The sequence below is a fragment of the Halomonas sp. KHS3 genome, from assembly GCF_000830495.1.
In the GTDB taxonomy this organism is placed as follows: domain Bacteria; phylum Pseudomonadota; class Gammaproteobacteria; order Pseudomonadales; family Halomonadaceae; genus Vreelandella; species Vreelandella titanicae.
In genome coordinates this window covers 471547-488574 of sequence record NZ_JWHY01000001.1, presented here as the reverse complement: position 1 = coordinate 488574, position 17028 = coordinate 471547, and the positions used below count along the sequence as shown (strand labels likewise).

The 17028-nt window shown below is 56.6% G+C and carries 16 protein-coding genes; 6 read left to right on the top strand and 10 right to left on the bottom strand.

Annotated features, from left to right (window positions below; genetic code table 11):
• The first annotated feature begins 631 nt into the window (after positions 1 to 631).
• Positions 632 to 1702 (top strand): aspartate carbamoyltransferase, encoded by a 1071-nt coding sequence (locus RO22_RS02315; protein ID WP_411905963.1) that lies wholly within the window; start codon positions 632 to 634, stop codon positions 1700 to 1702.
• 38 nt (positions 1703 to 1740) lie between these two features.
• Here RO22_RS02315 and ruvX read toward each other — a convergent pair whose 3' ends face one another.
• The 4 genes from ruvX to RO22_RS02295 form a co-directional block, all read right to left on the bottom strand.
• Positions 1741 to 2196 carry a Holliday junction resolvase RuvX gene (ruvX, locus tag RO22_RS02310; protein ID WP_022520995.1) on the bottom strand — a complete coding sequence of 152 codons (456 nt, stop codon included), beginning with the start codon at positions 2194 to 2196 and terminating at the stop codon, positions 1741 to 1743.
• Entirely contained in the window at positions 2196 to 2753 is a 558-nt protein-coding gene (locus RO22_RS02305) for a YqgE/AlgH family protein (RefSeq protein WP_027958466.1), read from the bottom strand. The genes ruvX and RO22_RS02305 overlap by 1 nt, the downstream gene beginning before the upstream one ends.
• Positions 2754 to 2825: 72 nt before the next feature.
• A complete protein-coding gene (gene gshB / locus RO22_RS02300) occupies positions 2826 to 3782 on the bottom strand; it encodes a glutathione synthase (protein ID WP_027958467.1) in 957 nt (318 codons plus the stop codon).
• Positions 3783 to 3859: 77 nt separating this feature from the next.
• A complete protein-coding gene (locus RO22_RS02295) occupies positions 3860 to 4552 on the bottom strand; it encodes a S1 RNA-binding domain-containing protein (protein WP_027958468.1) in 693 nt (230 codons plus the stop codon).
• Positions 4553 to 4724: 172 nt separating this feature from the next.
• Here RO22_RS02295 and RO22_RS02290 point away from each other — a divergent pair, with 172 nt between their 5' ends.
• Together RO22_RS02290 and RO22_RS02285 are read left to right on the top strand one after the other, a co-directional pair.
• Positions 4725 to 6353, top strand: coding sequence for a sodium:solute symporter (locus RO22_RS02290; RefSeq protein ID WP_009286380.1), 1629 nt, complete (start codon positions 4725 to 4727; stop codon positions 6351 to 6353).
• Positions 6346 to 6894: a hypothetical protein gene (locus RO22_RS02285; protein WP_027958469.1), complete on the top strand. Its 549-nt coding sequence runs from the start codon at positions 6346 to 6348 to the stop codon at positions 6892 to 6894. The genes RO22_RS02290 and RO22_RS02285 overlap by 8 nt, the downstream gene beginning before the upstream one ends.
• Positions 6895 to 6919: 25 nt before the next feature.
• Here RO22_RS02285 and RO22_RS02280 read toward each other — a convergent pair whose 3' ends face one another.
• Genes RO22_RS02280 through RO22_RS02270 form a run of 3 tightly spaced genes read right to left on the bottom strand, consistent with a single transcriptional unit; the run spans position 6920 to position 8664 of the window.
• Positions 6920 to 7684 carry a 16S rRNA (uracil(1498)-N(3))-methyltransferase gene (locus RO22_RS02280; RefSeq protein WP_051430501.1) on the bottom strand — a complete coding sequence of 255 codons (765 nt, stop codon included), beginning with the start codon at positions 7682 to 7684 and terminating at the stop codon, positions 6920 to 6922.
• 15 nt (positions 7685 to 7699) lie between these two features.
• Positions 7700 to 8200, bottom strand: coding sequence for a protein-export chaperone SecB (secB, locus tag RO22_RS02275; protein ID WP_027958471.1), 501 nt, complete (start codon positions 8198 to 8200; stop codon positions 7700 to 7702).
• Between the two features lie 41 nt (positions 8201 to 8241).
• Entirely contained in the window at positions 8242 to 8664 is a 423-nt protein-coding gene (locus RO22_RS02270; protein WP_027958472.1) for a rhodanese-like domain-containing protein, read from the bottom strand.
• Between the two features lie 204 nt (positions 8665 to 8868).
• On the opposite strand from RO22_RS02270, the gene gpmI reads away from it, so the two are divergent.
• From gpmI to RO22_RS02255, 3 genes are all read left to right on the top strand, one after another.
• Entirely contained in the window at positions 8869 to 10446 is a 1578-nt protein-coding gene (gene gpmI, locus RO22_RS02265) for a 2,3-bisphosphoglycerate-independent phosphoglycerate mutase (RefSeq protein ID WP_041157473.1), read from the top strand.
• A gap of 23 nt (positions 10447 to 10469) precedes the next feature.
• Entirely contained in the window at positions 10470 to 11588 is a 1119-nt protein-coding gene (locus tag RO22_RS02260) for a murein hydrolase activator EnvC family protein (protein WP_235270462.1), read from the top strand.
• A 106-nt stretch (positions 11589 to 11694) separates the two neighbouring features.
• Entirely contained in the window at positions 11695 to 13011 is a 1317-nt protein-coding gene (locus RO22_RS02255; RefSeq protein WP_009286378.1) for a S41 family peptidase, read from the top strand.
• Between the two features lie 28 nt (positions 13012 to 13039).
• On the opposite strand, the gene RO22_RS02250 is transcribed toward RO22_RS02255, so the two are convergent.
• The 3 genes from RO22_RS02250 to pepP all read right to left on the bottom strand — a co-directional run bounded on the left by RO22_RS02250 (position 13040) and on the right by pepP (position 17026).
• Positions 13040 to 14320 carry a UbiH/UbiF/VisC/COQ6 family ubiquinone biosynthesis hydroxylase gene (locus RO22_RS02250; RefSeq protein WP_041157471.1) on the bottom strand — a complete coding sequence of 427 codons (1281 nt, stop codon included), beginning with the start codon at positions 14318 to 14320 and terminating at the stop codon, positions 13040 to 13042.
• A 41-nt stretch (positions 14321 to 14361) separates the two neighbouring features.
• Positions 14362 to 15591: a 2-octaprenyl-6-methoxyphenyl hydroxylase gene (gene ubiH / locus RO22_RS02245; RefSeq protein ID WP_027958476.1), complete on the bottom strand. Its 1230-nt coding sequence runs from the start codon at positions 15589 to 15591 to the stop codon at positions 14362 to 14364.
• 94 nt (positions 15592 to 15685) lie between these two features.
• The gene (pepP, locus tag RO22_RS02240) at positions 15686 to 17026 is read right to left on the bottom strand and encodes a Xaa-Pro aminopeptidase (protein ID WP_027958477.1); all 1341 of its coding nucleotides are present in this window, start codon (positions 17024 to 17026) and stop codon (positions 15686 to 15688) included.
• Positions 17027 to 17028: the final 2 nt, after the last annotated feature.

Here is a 17028-nt window from a genome sequence, read left to right as displayed (position 1 = left end):
TCAAACTCTTCAGTTTAAGATCTATGCGGTTCTTACCCGCCACTCGAAAGTGACAGAAGCGAACCAAACTTGGCTCAAGGTTCAAACGAATTCATTCAACTATTGTTTAAAAACTTACGTTTAAAAACTGTCGCTCTCATGACCGCTTGCCTTGATATTTGGTGATTTGTCACCAACATCAGCAAGCGCCCACATGAATTACCTGATCAAATTGTTAAAGAGCTGTTTCGCTGTTTGGTTACTGTGAAAGTAACCGGACTGCCGTTGAACTGGCTTGCCTCAGCGAGGAAGGCGTATTCTACGCATTTCCTGGTGGTTGTCAAGGGCGTTGTTTTCGATGCAAACCTGACCACATCCAAAGAACTGGCTTGCCTCAGCGAGGAAGGCGTATTCTACGCATTTCCTGGTGGTTGTCAAGGGCGTTGTTTTCGATGCAAACCTGACCACATCCAAAACCGCTAACTCTTTGACAAACCGAAGCTTTTACACTTCATTTACCGCTGGTAACGCTTGGCGTCCCCGGCAGCGGATGCGTACTTTACGGATTCGCTGCCGGGTTGGCAAGCGGTTTTGTAGAAAAATTACAGATTGTCCGCCATGCGTGAATGAAAGCCCTTCGGCACTACCCTCATTGGCGGTTACACTAGCGCTATCTACCACCTTACTGAGGTCCGCCATGAGCCACCACCTGCTAACTGTCGACTCATTAAACCGCGAAAGCGTTGATCATTTACTGCGTGTGGCTGCACGCATGGAGCCAATTGCTCAGCGGCGCCAAGTGACACGAGTGTTGGAAGGGGCGGTACTCGGCAACCTGTTTTTTGAAGCCAGCACCCGTACGCGGGTAAGCTTCAATGCTGCCTTTTGTCGTTTAGGTGGCAGCGTATGTGACACCACGGGCTTCACTTTCTCCTCTATGGCGAAGGGAGAGTCACTATATGACACCAGCCGTGTAATGAGTGGCTACTGCGACGCCATTGTAATGCGCCACCCCGACCAGGGCTCGGTGGCTGAGTTTGCCGCGGCGACGAATGTACCGGTTATTAATGGTGGCGACGGCCCCGGGGAGCACCCCAGCCAAGCACTACTTGACCTTTATACGATTGATAAAGAGTTTCAGCGCCTAGGTAAATCACTGACCGGTGCGCATATTTTACTCACCGGCGACTTGAAGTACGGCCGTACCGTACATTCACTGATTAAGCTTTTATCCCTCTATGACCCGCTGCGCATTACCCTGGTGTCGCCGCCGGGCCTTGAGATGCCTTCCAAGCTGATTGACTTAGTAGCCTCTCGCGGCCACCGCATTGAGCAGCGCGATTCTCTCGCTAGTGATTTTGCCGATTTAGATGTGGTGTACACCACACGGATACAGAAGGAGCGCTTTACCGACGAGATGAATGAGAGCTTTCAGGGGCTCTCTGACGACTTTATGGTTAACCGCGATTTTCTCGATCACCGCTGCAGCCAAAGCACCATTGTGATGCACCCGCTACCCAGGGATAGCCGCCCCGGCGCGAATGATCTAAACGTCGACCTTAACGGCGATCCGCGTCTGGCGATTTTCCGCCAAACCGATAACGGTATCCCCATGCGAATGGCGATTTTCGCGACACTGCTCAATGTCGATGAGCTAATCGAAAAAGAGCTACGCCCCGTGCGCTGGTACGTACCCACCCAAACGGGCACGCTGGATCGTTAAAGCGCAAAAGTTTAAGGGTAGGAATTTCAAGGTAGAACTTATAGAGAAAGGCGCCCGCCAGGCAAGCCTTCCTGGTGGGCGAACCAGCCTTCAAGAATAAGAATAGCCGCAATGCCATCGACACTGTCTTGACGATAATTGCCTTTATGGCCCGCCTCGCGAGCGATTAGCTTAGCTTCTCGCGTGGTGCCACGCTCATCGACCATTTCACACGGTTTACCAAAACGGCCATGCAAACGATTACCGAACTTGCGAGCGCGAGTGCTCATATCTGACTCGCTACCATCCATATTCAACGGTAATCCCACCACTAACAGATCCGGCTGCCACTCGTTAAGTAGCCGTGACACGACATTCCAATCGGGAATCCCATCCCTTGCCGTCAGCGGAGTGAGCTCGCGCGCACTGCGCAGCAGCTCGTTGCCCACCGCCACACCAATACGCCGAGTGCCGTAGTCAAAGGCCAGGATTAAGCGCTGCCCCGCTTCGGCCATCAGGCGTGCCCCGCGTCTCGGGTCATTAGGTTAAGATCAATACCGAGTAAACCAGCCGCCGCGGTTAAGCGCTCAACGGGCGGGGTATTGAAGAGCACGTTGCTCTCGGCTTCTACCGTTAGCCAGCTGTTCTCCTTCAACTCCTCTTCCAATTGCCCGACTTCCCAGCCCGCGCAGCCTAAGCAGACTAAAAAGTGCTCTGGCCCCTCGCCAGCGGCAAAGGCCTGAAGAATATCCAGCGAGGTGGTCAGCGCAATACCGTCCTCCACCTGGATACTCGAGTCCCACTGCTGACTATCGCCGACATGCAGAATGAAGCCACGGTCTTTATGCATAGGCCCGCCATAATAAACCGGCGCATTACGATGTGGGCTTGTTTCACCGCCTAATTCCAGCTGATCAAACAGCGCCTCAAGCGTGATCTCTAACGGTCGGTTAGTAATCACCCCCATGCAGCCGTTGTTATCGTGATCGCAAAGATAGATCAGACTACCGGCAAAATTAGGATCTTCTAAATGCGGCATAGCCATTAGAAAGTGATGTTTCAAACTTTGCATGCGTCTCCCACTGCCTGCTGGCATCTCAGCAGACATAGCGTAATAAGTGTCATTATAAGAGTGAAGCCGTGCCTAGGCTAAGCGGCGCTCGATGGCATCCAGCAGTAAACCGGCAATATTGGTGCCCCGCTGATCATCAATTTCACGCACACAGGTGGGGCTGGTGACGTTGATTTCAGTAATATAGTCACCGATGACATCGAGGCCGACAAACATTAAGCCTTTGTCCCGAATCATGGGCTGTACCTGCTGAATTAGCCAGCGATCACGATCAGTAAGCTCGCGACTCACGCCCCGCCCTCCGGCAGCTAGATTGCCACGAGTCTCGCCCGCAGAGGGTATACGCGCCAGTCCAAAAGGAACGGGCTCACCATCGACTAACAGAATACGCGTATCGCCATTCTTAATTTCCGGCAGGTAGCGCTGGGCCATAATTTGCCGCTGCCCGCGCAAGGTAAGCTGCTCAATGACCGCGCCGATATTACGGCCTTCCGGGCCAATATGAAAAATGCCGGTACCGCCCATGCCATCCAGTGGCTTGAAGATTACATCGCCGTGCTCCGCATGGAAGGCGCGCAGTACATCGTCGCGGCTGGCCACAAGCGTCGGCGCGCAGCACTGAGGAAACTGTTGCGCAAACAGCTTTTCATTACACTGCAACAGCGCTGCCGTGGGGTTAACCACCAGCACACCCTCACGCTCAGCAAAACCTAATAAATGCACGGCGTTAGTGAAATCGGCATCGACGGGCGGATCTTTACGCATCAGCACCACATCCAGCTCAACCATTGGACGCGCAGAGGGCTCGCCCAGGTCGTACCAGTGGTTCGGATCACGATGCACCGTTAACGGCCGCATACGTGCGTAGGCTTGCCCTGCATTCAAGAAAAGGTCTTCCTGCTCCATATAGTGCAGGGTGTAACCGCGCTCCTGGGCGGCCCATAGCATGGCCATGGTGGTGTCTTTCTTGTAAGCGATGTCGCTGATGGGATCCATCACAACGCCGAGATGCAGATTTGATTGGCTCATCGGGGGCACTATCCAAACATAAACAATTGATGCTCAGTATGCCGTACTGCTCGCCCGGCTCCAACTGCCCCCGCTAACTACTCGCTAAGCGCGCCGGGCACTAAGCGGATAGCTCCAGGTTCTAGGGTAATCAGCTGCTGCTTATAAAGCCGCCCAATGGCCTGTTTATAGGCGCTTTTACTCACCCCTAAACGGGCTTTAACTTCATGAGCAGGGCTTTTATCCCCCAGCGCCAAATAGCCGCCGCTTTCACGCAATACCTGCAGTATCTTATCGCCCACCACATCCAAACGAGCCGCACCTGGCGGTAGCAGCGAGATATTTAGGCGACCATCTTCACGACGCTGCTTTACGTAGCCCTTGACTGATTGACCACGGCGCAATGGCTGGGTGACGTCGTCCTGGTAAATAAGCCCCCAGTAGCGGTGATTCACCACCACCTTCATACCCAGATCAGTACGCTCCGCCACTATGACGGCGACTTCGTCACCCTTTTCCATGGCCCAGGCGTCATCGGTCAAAAAACGATCCAGCTTCATCGACGCCACTGGCCGCCCCTGGTCGTCGCTATACAGCATGACCAGTACACGTTTGCCGGGATCAGGGCGGAACTGCTGCTCACTAAACGGCAGCAACACATCCTTCGGCTGCCCCCATTGCAAAAACGCCCCGATGTTATTGACGGCCGTGACCGTTAGGTACGCCACTTCTCCCAACTGGGCGGCTGCATCGCTGGCGGATCGGGGGGATGAGTGTGACTCACGCACCATGGGTAACGTCCTTCAAGAAAATAGACCAACATTATGGTGCCTGACACCCACAGGGCAAAGCGAGATAGCATTTTTTAGTGGTTGAAAGCATGCCTGACGCCTGAAAAAGCAAACACTCCACAACCTGCTACTCTCAAAAACACTAGACAAAATTAGGCGTAAGGGGGCGAACATGGAAGGGTTCACGCTTTTTGATACGATCGTTTTGATTGGTTACATCAGCTTAATAGCCTGGATTGGTTCACGCTTCGGCAAAGATCAGCATAACCCCGAAGACTATTTTCTAGGCGGACGCAAAATTCCCGGCTGGGCCATCGGTCTTTCGGTCATGGCGACCCAAGCCAGCGCGATCACCTTTATCGGGGCGCCGGGCTGGGGCTTCGAGGGAGGCCTTGAACGCCTGGTGACGTTTATCAATGTGCCCTTGGCCATGATTGTGTTGATTTTGGTGCTGGTACCTATTTTCCACCGCGCGGGCATCTACAGTATTTACGAACTGCTGGAGCGCCGTTTCGGCCCAGCGACGCGAACCCTCACAGCCCTGCTGTTTCTGATTGCCCGCGGCCTAGCCACTGGCGTGGTGCTCTATGCGCCAGCGCTCGTGCTTGCAGTGGTGACCGGCTGGAGCGTTAACCTCACCATTATCATTATGGCGGTACTGGCCATCACCTATACCGTGATGGGCGGTATCAGCGCGGTAATTTGGACCGATGTGGTGCAAATGTTCGTACTCTGGCTTGGTGCACTGTTAAGCATCTTCTTTTTAGTGACCAGCCTGCCTGGCGGTTGGGGCGATGTCTTCGACTTCGGCGCGGCCAGCGGCATGTTCAACGCCATCGATTTATCCTTCGACCCCAGCGTAACCTACTCGCTATGGGCAGGCTTACTCGGCGGTTTTTTCCTCCATGTGGCCTACTTCGGCACTGACCAGAGCCAAATCCAGCGAGTGCTCTCAAGCCCATCAGTGCTCGATGCTCAGCGCTCGCTGTTGATTGGCGGCTACCTGCTGATTCCGCAGATGCTGCTGTTTCTATTTATTGGCATCATCTTGGCCGCCTATTACCAGCAGCATGGGCTAACGCCCCCCGAGGATCTCAATGAACTGCTACCCCGCTATGTCGTCAGCGCCTTTCCCTCAGGCATGGCGGGACTAGTCATTGCCGGGGTGTTTGCCGCGGCGATGTCGAGTCTCGACTCGGCGCTCAACTCGCTTTCGGCGGTAACCGTGCGGGATTTTTATAGTCGCTATATCAACCCCAATGCCAGCGATGCTCATTATCTGAAAGCATCACGCACGGCCACCATTTTCTGGGGGCTTTATGCCACCCTGTTTGCTTTCTTCGCCGGTAATCTTGGCCCTGTGATCGAGGCGGTCAACCAAATCGGCTCGTGGTTTTACGGGGCGCTACTAGGTACCTTCCTATTGGCTATTTTTAGCCACCGCTCCAACGCACGGGGAGCGATGGCCGGACTGATTGCCGGCATGCTCTCCGTATGGGCCGTGTCTGCGCTCCTCGATATCTCGTGGCTGTATAACAACACGGTGGGGGTAGCGGTTTCGATGAGCGTTGGCTATCTCGTTAGCCTAACAGCAACCGCACCCAGCCAAGATCAGCTAAGCGATGTGATGATGACCGAAGCCGCGCCGGATATGCAGGCCGTATTGGCCGCAAGAGCCGATAACGCCCAGGTGATTGGTCAAGAGGCACGGTTGACGCGCCGTCGCTGTATCGGCCTATTCGCTTGGTTTTGTCTCATACTGGGCATGCTAGCGCTGCTGCAGGGGTGGGCAAATGGCTGAACGCTTAACACTTGCGCGGCGGATTGAAGAAGATGCTGCTAAACGGTGCTTACAGCGCCTTGGCGCGACGGCTTGCGAACCTGCCTGGGTTGGCCTCTGGGCGGCACCGCTAGGCCTATCGAATGGTGCAGCGGGTGCTTGGTTACTGTGTGCTAAGGAAATGCGCCGTGCACTACTACTAGTGGGCACCGAACTACCCACCCAGGCCGAAGAACCCAGCTCAGCACTTAACATTGATAGCGGCTTACCGCCAACGCCAGAAGCACTGGACCAGCTGTGGCTATGGGAGCGCATGGCGACACCACGCCACTGGCGAATTCAAGTGCTGGGTAGCGCCCCAACGCCGATATGGCTGCCCTGCTATCTGGGCTATGCGCAAGGCCGACAACACCGCTTGCTGGTGATCAGTGGGCTATCAGGTGAACCGCTGCCGATGCTTAAACCCATCGTGCTTAAGGGCCTTCAGCAGGCATATCGAAATGGGCCGGAATCAGAGACAAAGAGCTCAGGGGCAAGCGAGCGAAGGGGCAAAGCAGTTTGACAAGGCTTCGATTGATAGTAAGTACTTACAAATCACCAAAGTAGTGCTGCAGCAACGAAAGCGCCACCACCGGTGCCGTCTCCGTACGCAAAACCCGTGGGCCAAGAGTCAGCGGCGTAAAGTCAGCGGTTTGGGCAGCGGCGATATCACTCTCGCTTAAACCGCCTTCAGGGCCGATAAGCAGCGCTACCGAAGCCGGTCGGTCTTGGCGATCAAACGCATTGCCGGTCGCTAGATGCAGCATCAAGCGCAGCGGCTCCTGGCGCTCTTCAAGCCATGCTGATAACGGCATCGGTGAATGCACTTGGGGCACCACCGCACGGCCACTCTGCTCGCAGGCACTGGCCGCCACTGCCTGCCAGTGGGCGAGCTTTTTATCTTCACGGTCGCCCTTTAAGCGCACATCACCGCGCTCGGTATACAGTGGAGTAATTGCCGCAACGCCCAACTCGACGGCCTTCTGAATGGCATAATCCATTCGGTCGCCTTTAGAGATGGCCTGGCCTAAATGGACAGACAGCGGCGATTCACCACTGCCCGACCATACCGCTTCGACCCGCACGAGCGTCTGCTTGCGGCTAACGTCCGCCAAGCGCACCCCCGCCTCAAGACCTTGGCCATCAAATAGCACCAACGGTGCACCTTCGCCCATGCGCAACACGCGGGTGATATGACGCACCGGGCCGTCAGGCAATGCAAGTTCTCTGCCTGCTACGAAAGCAGCAGGCACATAGAGACGTGGCATTTTGCCATGCAGGGCGTACCAATCAGCGGCGTGCGTTTCTGACATGGCTTTTGGCATCGCTTAGTGAGTGTTTTCGGCGGCTTGCTTAGCTTCGCGCTGCTTACGCTGGGCGTACATCGCTTCGAAGTTAACCGGTGCCAGCATCAGTGGCGGGAAACCACCACGGTTGACCAGGTTATCCACGCACTCGCGGGCGTAGGGGAACAGCAGGTTAGGGCAGAAAGCGCCTAGGGTTTGATCCAACTGCGCACCTTCAATACCGGCAATACGGAAAAGGCCCGCTTGCTCCACTTCCGCCAGGAAAGAGGTGGTACCGGTTTCGTTGTCGTTCACCTGGGCAGTAACTTTGACCACCACTTCATACTGGTCATCAGCAATTTTAGTGCTGGTGGTATTAAGATCCAGGTTCACCTTGGGTTTGAACGCCTGCTTAAACACCGAAGGTGAATTGGGCGCTTCAAACGAAATATCTTTTACATAAATACGCTGCAGCGAGAATTTGAGCTGCGGTTTTTCGTCCGCCGCGGCACCAGCCTGCGGGGTGTTGTTATCTTCCGCCATGAGAAAACTCCTGATTGTTCATTAAATAAAGGTAGCGTTGCTTACTTTTTAACCACCGGAAGGCCGTCGCCTTGCCACTGCGCCATACCGCCTCTCAACTTGTAAGCACGCTCAAAGCCTGCTTTGGTGAGCTTGGCCTGTGCGGCGCCAGAACTCTGACCGTGCTTGCAAACCACGATGACCGGCTGGGCTTTTACTTTATCCAGTTCGCTCATGCGGCTATCGAGGTTGCTCTGCGGAATGTTGCGCGCCCCCGCGATATGCCCGGCTTTGAAGTCTTTGTTTTCACGGATATCCAGCACCACCGCGTCTTCGCGGTTGATAAGCTGAGTGGCCTGCGAGGCAGTCAGTGCATTCGTGGCGGCGCTGCGCGTTTCATAAATAATCCACGCTATCAGCACCAGCAAAAATGCCCCAACTAGCAGGGGGTGGTTCTGTACGAATTCGAACACCTGATCGATCATCGCGAACACAATCTCTTGGTCTATGCAGAAAAAAGCGGCCTAACCGCTGCCAAAACGCGACAAGTATACACGTCAGATAGCTTCCCGCGCAGGCCTAACTCATGACGCCTGGCAGTTGCCTGCGTTATGATGCCCCAAGCGTGCGCCTGTCGCGACCCCGAATTTTCGAGTCGTTCGGCTTGCCAATCTTAACGAGGTTTTTTTATGGATACTTCTCGCACCCCGCGCCCCGTGGCGCTGATTATTCTCGACGGCTACGGCCACAACCCCGAGAGCGACCATAATGCGGTGGCCGCTGCCCATACGCCGACAATGGATAAACTGTGGGAAAGCCGCCCTCACGCCTTCGTTCACACCGATGGCCTTAACGTGGGGCTTCCCGATGGCCAGATGGGCAACTCTGAAGTTGGCCATATGAATATTGGTGCCGGACGTATCGTTTATCAGGACTTTACCCGTATCAGCAAGGCGATTGAAGACGGCGACCTGGATGTTAATGACAACCTCACCCAGCCGATTGACGAGGCTGTCGCCAATGGCCGGCCGGTACACTTGATTGGCCTGCTCTCCCCCGGCGGCGTCCACAGCCATGAAGACCACTTTATTGCCATGGCCGAACTTGCGGCACGCCGTGGGGCCCAGCGTATTTTTATTCATGCCTTTCTCGATGGTCGTGATATGCCACCGCAAAGTGCGCTGGCCTCGATAGAGCGCGCCAATGCTCGCCTGGCCGAGCTGGTGGGCGCTGACAATGGCTTTGTCGCCTCGATTATTGGCCGTTTCTACGCCATGGATCGCGACAACCGCTGGGAGCGCGTCGAGCAGGCCTACCGTCTGCTTACCGATGGCCAAGCAGAGTACTACGCCACCAGCGCTGAAACCGCACTGCGTGACGCCTATCAGCGTGGTGAAACCGATGAATTTGTGGCGGCTAGCAGCATACCGCTCAAAGACGGTTCCAAAGAAAAAGCAGTTACTTTGCAGGATGGCGATGCAGCGATTTTCCTTAACTTCCGCTCCGACCGCGCCCGTGAGTTAACTCGTGCCTTTGCCGAGCCGGATTTCAACGGTTTCGAGCGGCGGGCATGCCCTAAGCTTGCCGGTAAAGGGCTGGTAATGATGACCCAGTACGCCGCTGACATTCCTGCGCCTGCCGCCTTCCCGCCATCGGATCTCAATGACACCCTGGGGGAGGTCGTCGCCAAGCGTGGCTTGAAACAGCTGCGTATTGCCGAAACCGAAAAGTATCCCCACGTGACGTTCTTCTTTTCAGGCGGTAACGAAGCCGAGTACGAAGGCGAAGAGCGCATCCTCGTGCCCTCTCCCCGTGATGTGCGCACCTACGACGAAAAACCTGAAATGAGCGCCTTTGAGATTACCGATAAGCTTGTCGATGCCATTGACGGCGGCAGCTTCGACCTGATCGTTTGTAACTACGCCAACGGTGATATGGTCGGCCACACCGGCGACTTCAATGCGGCGGTAAAAGCCATTGAGACCGTCGATACCTGCGTGGGTCGTGTCGTTGAAGCCATCGAGCGTGCAGGCGGCGCCTGCTTAATTACCGCCGACCACGGTAATGCCGAACAGATGGTTCATCCCGAAACCGGCGCACCGCAAACCGCCCACACCACCTTTGTGGTGCCGCTTATTTACGTCGGCGAACGTGCGGCCTCGCTTGAAGAGGGCAAACTATGCGACCTGGCCCCCACGCTGTTGACCATGATGGATCAGAAACAGCCCGAGGCGATGACGGGTAAACCACTGATCCATTATAAGTAATGTCTAATCGGTGCTATTTGGCAATGACCCTCCTGCTGGCGATAAGTTATGCGCCAGCAGGCTTCGCCCAGCAGGATGAAAGTGCGGCGCGCCGGCAGTTGGATGCGATTGGCCAAGAGATCGAGTCCGTTGCCCAACGCCTCAGCGCCACTGGCGAGGCCCGCGATAGCGCCGAACGCGAGCTCAAGGAAGTCGAAACCAAGCTTGCCGAGACTCATCAGCGCTTAGACACGCTACAAGCTGAGCGCCGCCAGTTGAATGATGAAACGACCCAGCTCCGTCAACATCGTGACCGACTGGAGAGCGAGCGTGCCGATCAATATGCAGCCTTGGGCCAGCAGCTCTCAGCGCTTTACCGCCTTGGCCCAACGCCGCAGCTCAAACTGCTGCTTAACCAGGGCGACCCGTCCGAGCTTGATCGTATGCAGGCGTATATGAATCGGCTGACCGAAGCACGCAATCGCCGCTTAAATGCTATCGCCCGCCTCGATACGGCGCTCTCCGATACTCAGGAGGAACTAAGCGAGCGGCAGGCCCGCCTCGATACGCTGGCCGACGAGTTAGAAGAGCAAAGCGCGCTGTTAGCCCAACGCACCACCGAACGGCGAGGCGTTGTTTCCAATCTGGATGACCGCTACGGAAGCGAAGAGGAGCGGCTGGCCGACCTCAATCAGAGCCGCGAAGAGGCCGAAAGGGTACTCCGTAATATCCAGGCGGAGATGGCAAAACTTGCTGAACCCACGCCTACTACGCATATTGTAAGCACCCAAGGTGATTTGCCTTGGCCGGTACAGGGTTCAATCAGCAGCAGTTTTCACCATCGCGACGGCGTGCACTATAACGGTATTGTGATTCAGGCCAGCGCGGGCACCCCGGTCACTGCCGTACACACTGGCCGGGTGGTATTCGCTGACTGGATGCGGGGGTTTGGTAACTTGTTGATTATCGACCACGGTGACCAGATCATGACGCTGCATGCTCACCTGCAACAGTTTAGCGTCAGGCCTGGTCAGCAGGTCAGTCGCGGTGATGAAATTGGTCGCGTAGGTGATAGCGGTGGTCAAACCCGCGCGGCGCTCTACTTCGAAGTTCGCCGCGGGGGTGAACCAATTAATCCACAGCGTTGGATTGCGCGTCGCTGACGGGATAAGCTGCATGACTATTGATGTCTCAATGTTCATTTTCAACTAAACACTTTCCACGACAGGGTGCGCGCTATGGCGCCACCTATCGCCCTGCGGAGTCTGCATGACGCTATCAGTTACCGGGGTATCAGCCCCCGCCAAGCGCTTCTTGGCTACCCTGCTCCCGATTGCTTTACTGGCGGCCCCGCTACCGTTGCTCGCCCAGCCAGCCGGTAGCGGTGCAGTGGATGAGCCATCCTACGACCAACTACCCCTGGAAGATATTCAGACCTTCGCCGAGGTGTTTGAGCGCATTAAGCGTGCCTACGTTGAGGAGGTCGATGACAGTACGCTGCTGCGCAACGCTATGCGCGGCATGCTGAGCGAGCTAGATCCCCACTCCGCCTACTTGGATGAGGAGGAGTACCAGAGCCTGCGCGAGTCGACTCAGGGCGAATTTGGCGGCATCGGTATCGAGGTGGGCACCGAGAATGGTCAGCTCATGGTGATTACGCCTATCGACGACACCCCCGCTTCCCGCGCGGGGCTACTTTCTCGCGATATTATCGTCGCCATTGATGGCACCCCCACCGACAGCATGTCGCTGCAAGAGGCCGTCACCCTGATGCGCGGTGAGCCGGGCACCGATCTACGCATTAGCGTGCTGCGTTCAGGCGAAGATTCGCCGCGGGAATTTATTCTGACCCGCGAGGTTATTCGCAGCGAAAGCGTTAAACATGAGCTGCTCGAGCCCGGTTATGGCTACCTGCGCGTTAGTCAGTTTCAGTCGCGCACACCGGAACAGGCGCGCGATGCGCTTGAGCTTATGGCTCGCGAACAGCCTTTAGAAGGGTTGATACTCGATTTACGTAATAACCCCGGTGGGGTGCTACAGGCCGCCGTCGGCATTGCCGACCTGTTCCTGGATGAGGGCTTGATCGTGTATACCGAGGGGCGCCTCTCAGATACCGAAATGTCGTTCTCTGCCTCACCCACCACGCCCGCTGCCGATGTGCCGCTGGTCGTGTTGATCAATGGTGGCAGTGCGTCAGCGGCGGAAATCGTCGCCGGGGCGCTGCAGGATCAGCGGCGTGGTGTGATTATGGGCACCGATAGTTTTGGTAAAGGTTCAGTGCAGCAGATTATGCCACTCGGTAATGGCGAAGGACTCAAACTTACCACGGCGCTCTACTACACTCCCAACGGTCGCTCCATTCAGGCCCAAGGCATTGAGCCCGATGTAGACGTTGTGCGTGGTCGCTTGGAAGTCGCCGAGAGCCGCCGGGAGATTCGTGAAGCCGACCTCGAGGGCCACCTAAGCGCTCAGCAGGCGCCACGGGATCGCCAGGAGATGGCCGAGCGACTACTCAATGATTACCAACTCAGCGAGGCGCTTAATCTGCTTAAAGCACTCAACGTAGTCGACCGTCAACGGCGTTGACGGCAACCTGATTTAACGACAGCCCGGTTTAACGACAGCTAAGCGGCAGGCGGCCGCGCTCCCCGGTCGCCTGCCGCATCAATACCCGTTTTAGCGGCACCAACTGGTTCATGCCACTCATTCCCAGGTTACGCGCCAGCGTCAACGCCGGGTCGTGGCTGCCGAACAGTACTTTAAACCCCTTCATGAGCCCCAGCATGGCGCTGTTATCAAAGCGCCGCCGGCGTTCATAGCGCTTCAAGGTGCTTAACTCTCCCCAGGGCGCACCGCGCTGCCAGGCATACACCACCTCTTCTGCCAAGACCGCCGCATCCATAAGGCCTAAATTGACGCCCTGGCCCGCCAGCGGGTGAATGTTGTGGGCAGCGTCGCCCACCAGAGCAAAATGCGGCTGCACATAGTGGCGGGCATGGCGCTGCACTAACGGAAAACGGTGGGCTTTATCGCAGACCGTTACCTCACCTAGGCGATGACCAAATGCTCTCCCCAGTGCCTCCCCAAGCGCTTCGCGGGGCAGTTCACTCAGTTCAGCGGCGTGCTCCGGCGTGGTTGACCATACGATTGAGCAGTAATGGTCATTCCCTTCCACGGTTAACGGCAGAAACGCCAGTGGGCGACCATCAATAAACGCTTGCCGAGCAGCGCCACCATGGGACTTGGCGCACGTAACGGTGGTTACCACTGCCTCCTGCTGCATATCGTCGCTGGCCACCTCAATACCGGCCATTTCGCGCAGCACCGAGTGGGCACCATCTGCGGCGATGATTAACGGCGCATGTAGCTGTCGCCCATCGTCAAGTATCAGCCAGTCGCCACTTGAGGCTTGCTTTGAAGGATATGAGCTTGGGCGCTGCAGCGCCTGTAGGCGAGCGCCAAAAAATGGGGTGACATTGGGATGCTCAACGACCTGATGATTGAGCGCGGCCAGCGTGACCGCATTCTCAACAATATGGCCCAGTACGGCTACTCCCGCCTCGTCGGCGGAGAAGGCGATTTCACCACTCCCTTCGGCATCCCATACCTGCATGCCTTGGTAGGGCGTTACCCGGGTTTTCTGCATCGCGGGCCAAGCGCCCACATGGGTTAGCAAGCGTTGAGAGACCGGCGTTAACGCGCTAACCCGCGGGGCTGGCAGCTGGCTAGTGGCATTCTCAAGGCTTAACGGCGCGGGCTTTGCCTCAACAAGCGCTACCTGCATGCCCGCCTGGGCTAACAGCGCGCAGAGTGCGGTACCGACCATGCCACCGCCAACAATAATCGCTTCAAAGCTTTCCACTGGCGGCTTCGCAATGGATGAGTCCGTATGCATAGCGTTCCCTTGTTCATATTCATGGCCTAGGATGTATAAGCTTAACGTTCTAAGCCCATGGCGCGTCGAGCCAGCCCTCGCCGCAGGGGCCCAACCAGATTCAAGCCGATTAACCCCGCGGCCCGGGCATTGGGCAACAGCGGGAAGGAGAGCCCGAATAGCCGCACCAGGCCGTCGCTAAAGCGAATCACATTGGCGCGGTCTCGGGAGCGCTGCTTCTCAAAGGCTTGCAGCGTACTCATATCGCCCAACGGCCGCTTGGCCTGCTCACCCTGCTCCAGCGCTTCGACCAGATCCATTACCCCACGCAGGGCCAAGTTGAACCCCTGCCCCGCGACCGGGTGCAAAGCGTGGGCAGCGTTACCCAATACCGCCAGCCCTGGACGCACCGGTTCTTCAGCGGTGACCAGTGAAAGCGGATAAGCGTGCCGGGTGCCGACCCGGGTAAAGCGACCCACTCGGTCGCCAAAGGCACGCTGAAGTTGCAGCAGGAATTCACGCTCGGGAAGCGCCATACGCGCTTGTTCGCTACCACTGGGGTGCGTCCAGATTAGCTCCATGGCCTGGCCGGGGAGCGGCAACAGCGCCATTGGCCCTTGGGAGGTAAAGCGCTCATAAGCGACGCCCATGTGGGGCTGGCTTACCCCCACGTGAGCGATCAGCGCCGTCTGCTGGTAAGATTCATGGCGGCTGCCAATGCCTAACTGCTCTTTAAGACCGGAGCGTCCCCCATCTGCCAATACCGTCAGTCCTGCCTTCAACTGGCTACCGTCTGAGAGATGCAGCTCATGCCCATTAGCTACGGGGGTAAGTAGCTCAACCTTCGCCGGGCAGTGCCACTCCAGCGGCAGTTGGGCAAGCCGTTGGTGCAGCACACGGCCCATCCACGCATTGGGGATTACATGCCCCAGCGCGGCGACGCCCAGCTCGTCAGCGCTCAGCCGTGTCGCTCCTAAGCGGCCTCGCTCACTGATATGAATACGTTTGATAGGCGTGGCCTCATCACGCATCGCTTCCCACACACCCAACTGTTGGAAGCGCTGGGCTGAACCTTCTGCAATCGCACTGGCCCGGGCATCAAAACTGGGCTGCCAGGTCGTTTCCTGTGGCTGAACAGCCATAGGCGCCGACTCAATGATCGCCACACGCCAGCCATAGCGTTCAATCAGCGGCGCCAGGGCGCAGCCTAAGCTGGCGCCTACCAGCCCCCCGCCCACAATCACAATGTCATGCGTCAGCGCTCCCTTAACCGCCTGATTAGACTGCTGCATTGGCTTCTCCCGGCCACGACGCCGACTCATAAAGAGGTAATAATAATTTCGTAACGTAATTTACATAAAGACTTTTATAGACATTGATGACTGGTTACTTTTTAGCCATCAATGCTTCGATTTCAACGACCTGTTTAGGCACGTCGGCGGTCAGTACTTCATGGCCTTCGTTAGTGACGACCACATTGTCCTCAATACGAATACCAATACCCTGATAGGCATCAGGAATATCGTCTTCACTAGGAATATACAGGCCAGGCTCCACGGTGAGCACCATACCTGCAACCAGTGGCCGAGGTGTTTGCTCATCCAACCGGTAAGTGCCGACATCGTGCACATCCAGCCCCAACCAGTGTGACGTTGAGTGCAGGTAAAAACGTCGATAACTCTCATCATCGATGCGCGCCTGAACGTCGCCTTCCAGCAGGCCAAGCTCAATCAGCCCGGCAGTTAAGTCATGCACCACGCCCTGGTGGATATCAGCAAGGGTGGCACCCGGCTGGACGGCACTCACAGCGCGCTGCTGGGCGTTGAGCACCACTTGGTAGAGCGCCCGCTGGGCATCATTGAACTGCCCGGACACCGGGAATGTGCGGGTGATATCACCAGCATATAACTCAAACTCGGCACCTGCATCGATCAGCACCAAGCCGTCTTCACACAGCGGTGCGCTGTTTTCAATATAGTGCAGTACGCAGGCGTTGGCACCGCTCCCCACAATCGTACTGTAGGCAGGGCCACTGGCCCCATGCCAGACAAACTCATGCTCTAACTCTGCCTGGAGCTGAAATTCGCTCAGCCCTGGGCGCGCCACCTGCATGGCGCGCCGGTGAGCATGGGCAGATATCAGTGCCGCATGTCTGAGCAGGGCAATTTCAGCATTGCTTTTGATCAGCCGCATGGCGTGAACCAACGGGCTGATATCCAGCCAACCTTTTAGCGGCGGCCGACCGCGTCTAAGCCCGACCAGGGCTTCATGTAAAGCATCTTCAGCCATGCTGACAGCTTCAGCATTGTCTAGGGGCAGATAAAGTAGCTCACGACCTGCCAACAGTTCAGGTAGCCGCTCATCACGTACTGCGTTTTCAAACGCCTGATCGATGCCGTAATCAGCGACCACGCCTTCGGCACCCAAACGGCGCCCTGTCCAGGCTTCCATGGTGGGGTCGCGATCCTGACAGAACACCACGCTTTCACCTTCAGCGCGTCCTGGTAGCAGCAACAGCAGTGCATCTGGTTCGTGTATGCCCGTCAGGTAGTAAAAATCGCTGTTCTGACGGAAGGCAAATTCACTATCCCGTGAACGGGTCATCAGTCCGGCACCGGGGAGCACCACCGCTGCGTTATCCGGCAGCTGGGCCATTAAGGCGTCACGGCGGTGGCGGTACTCGCCCATACTGATCGCAGGGGGGCGAGGTAACAACGTAGGCAACACAG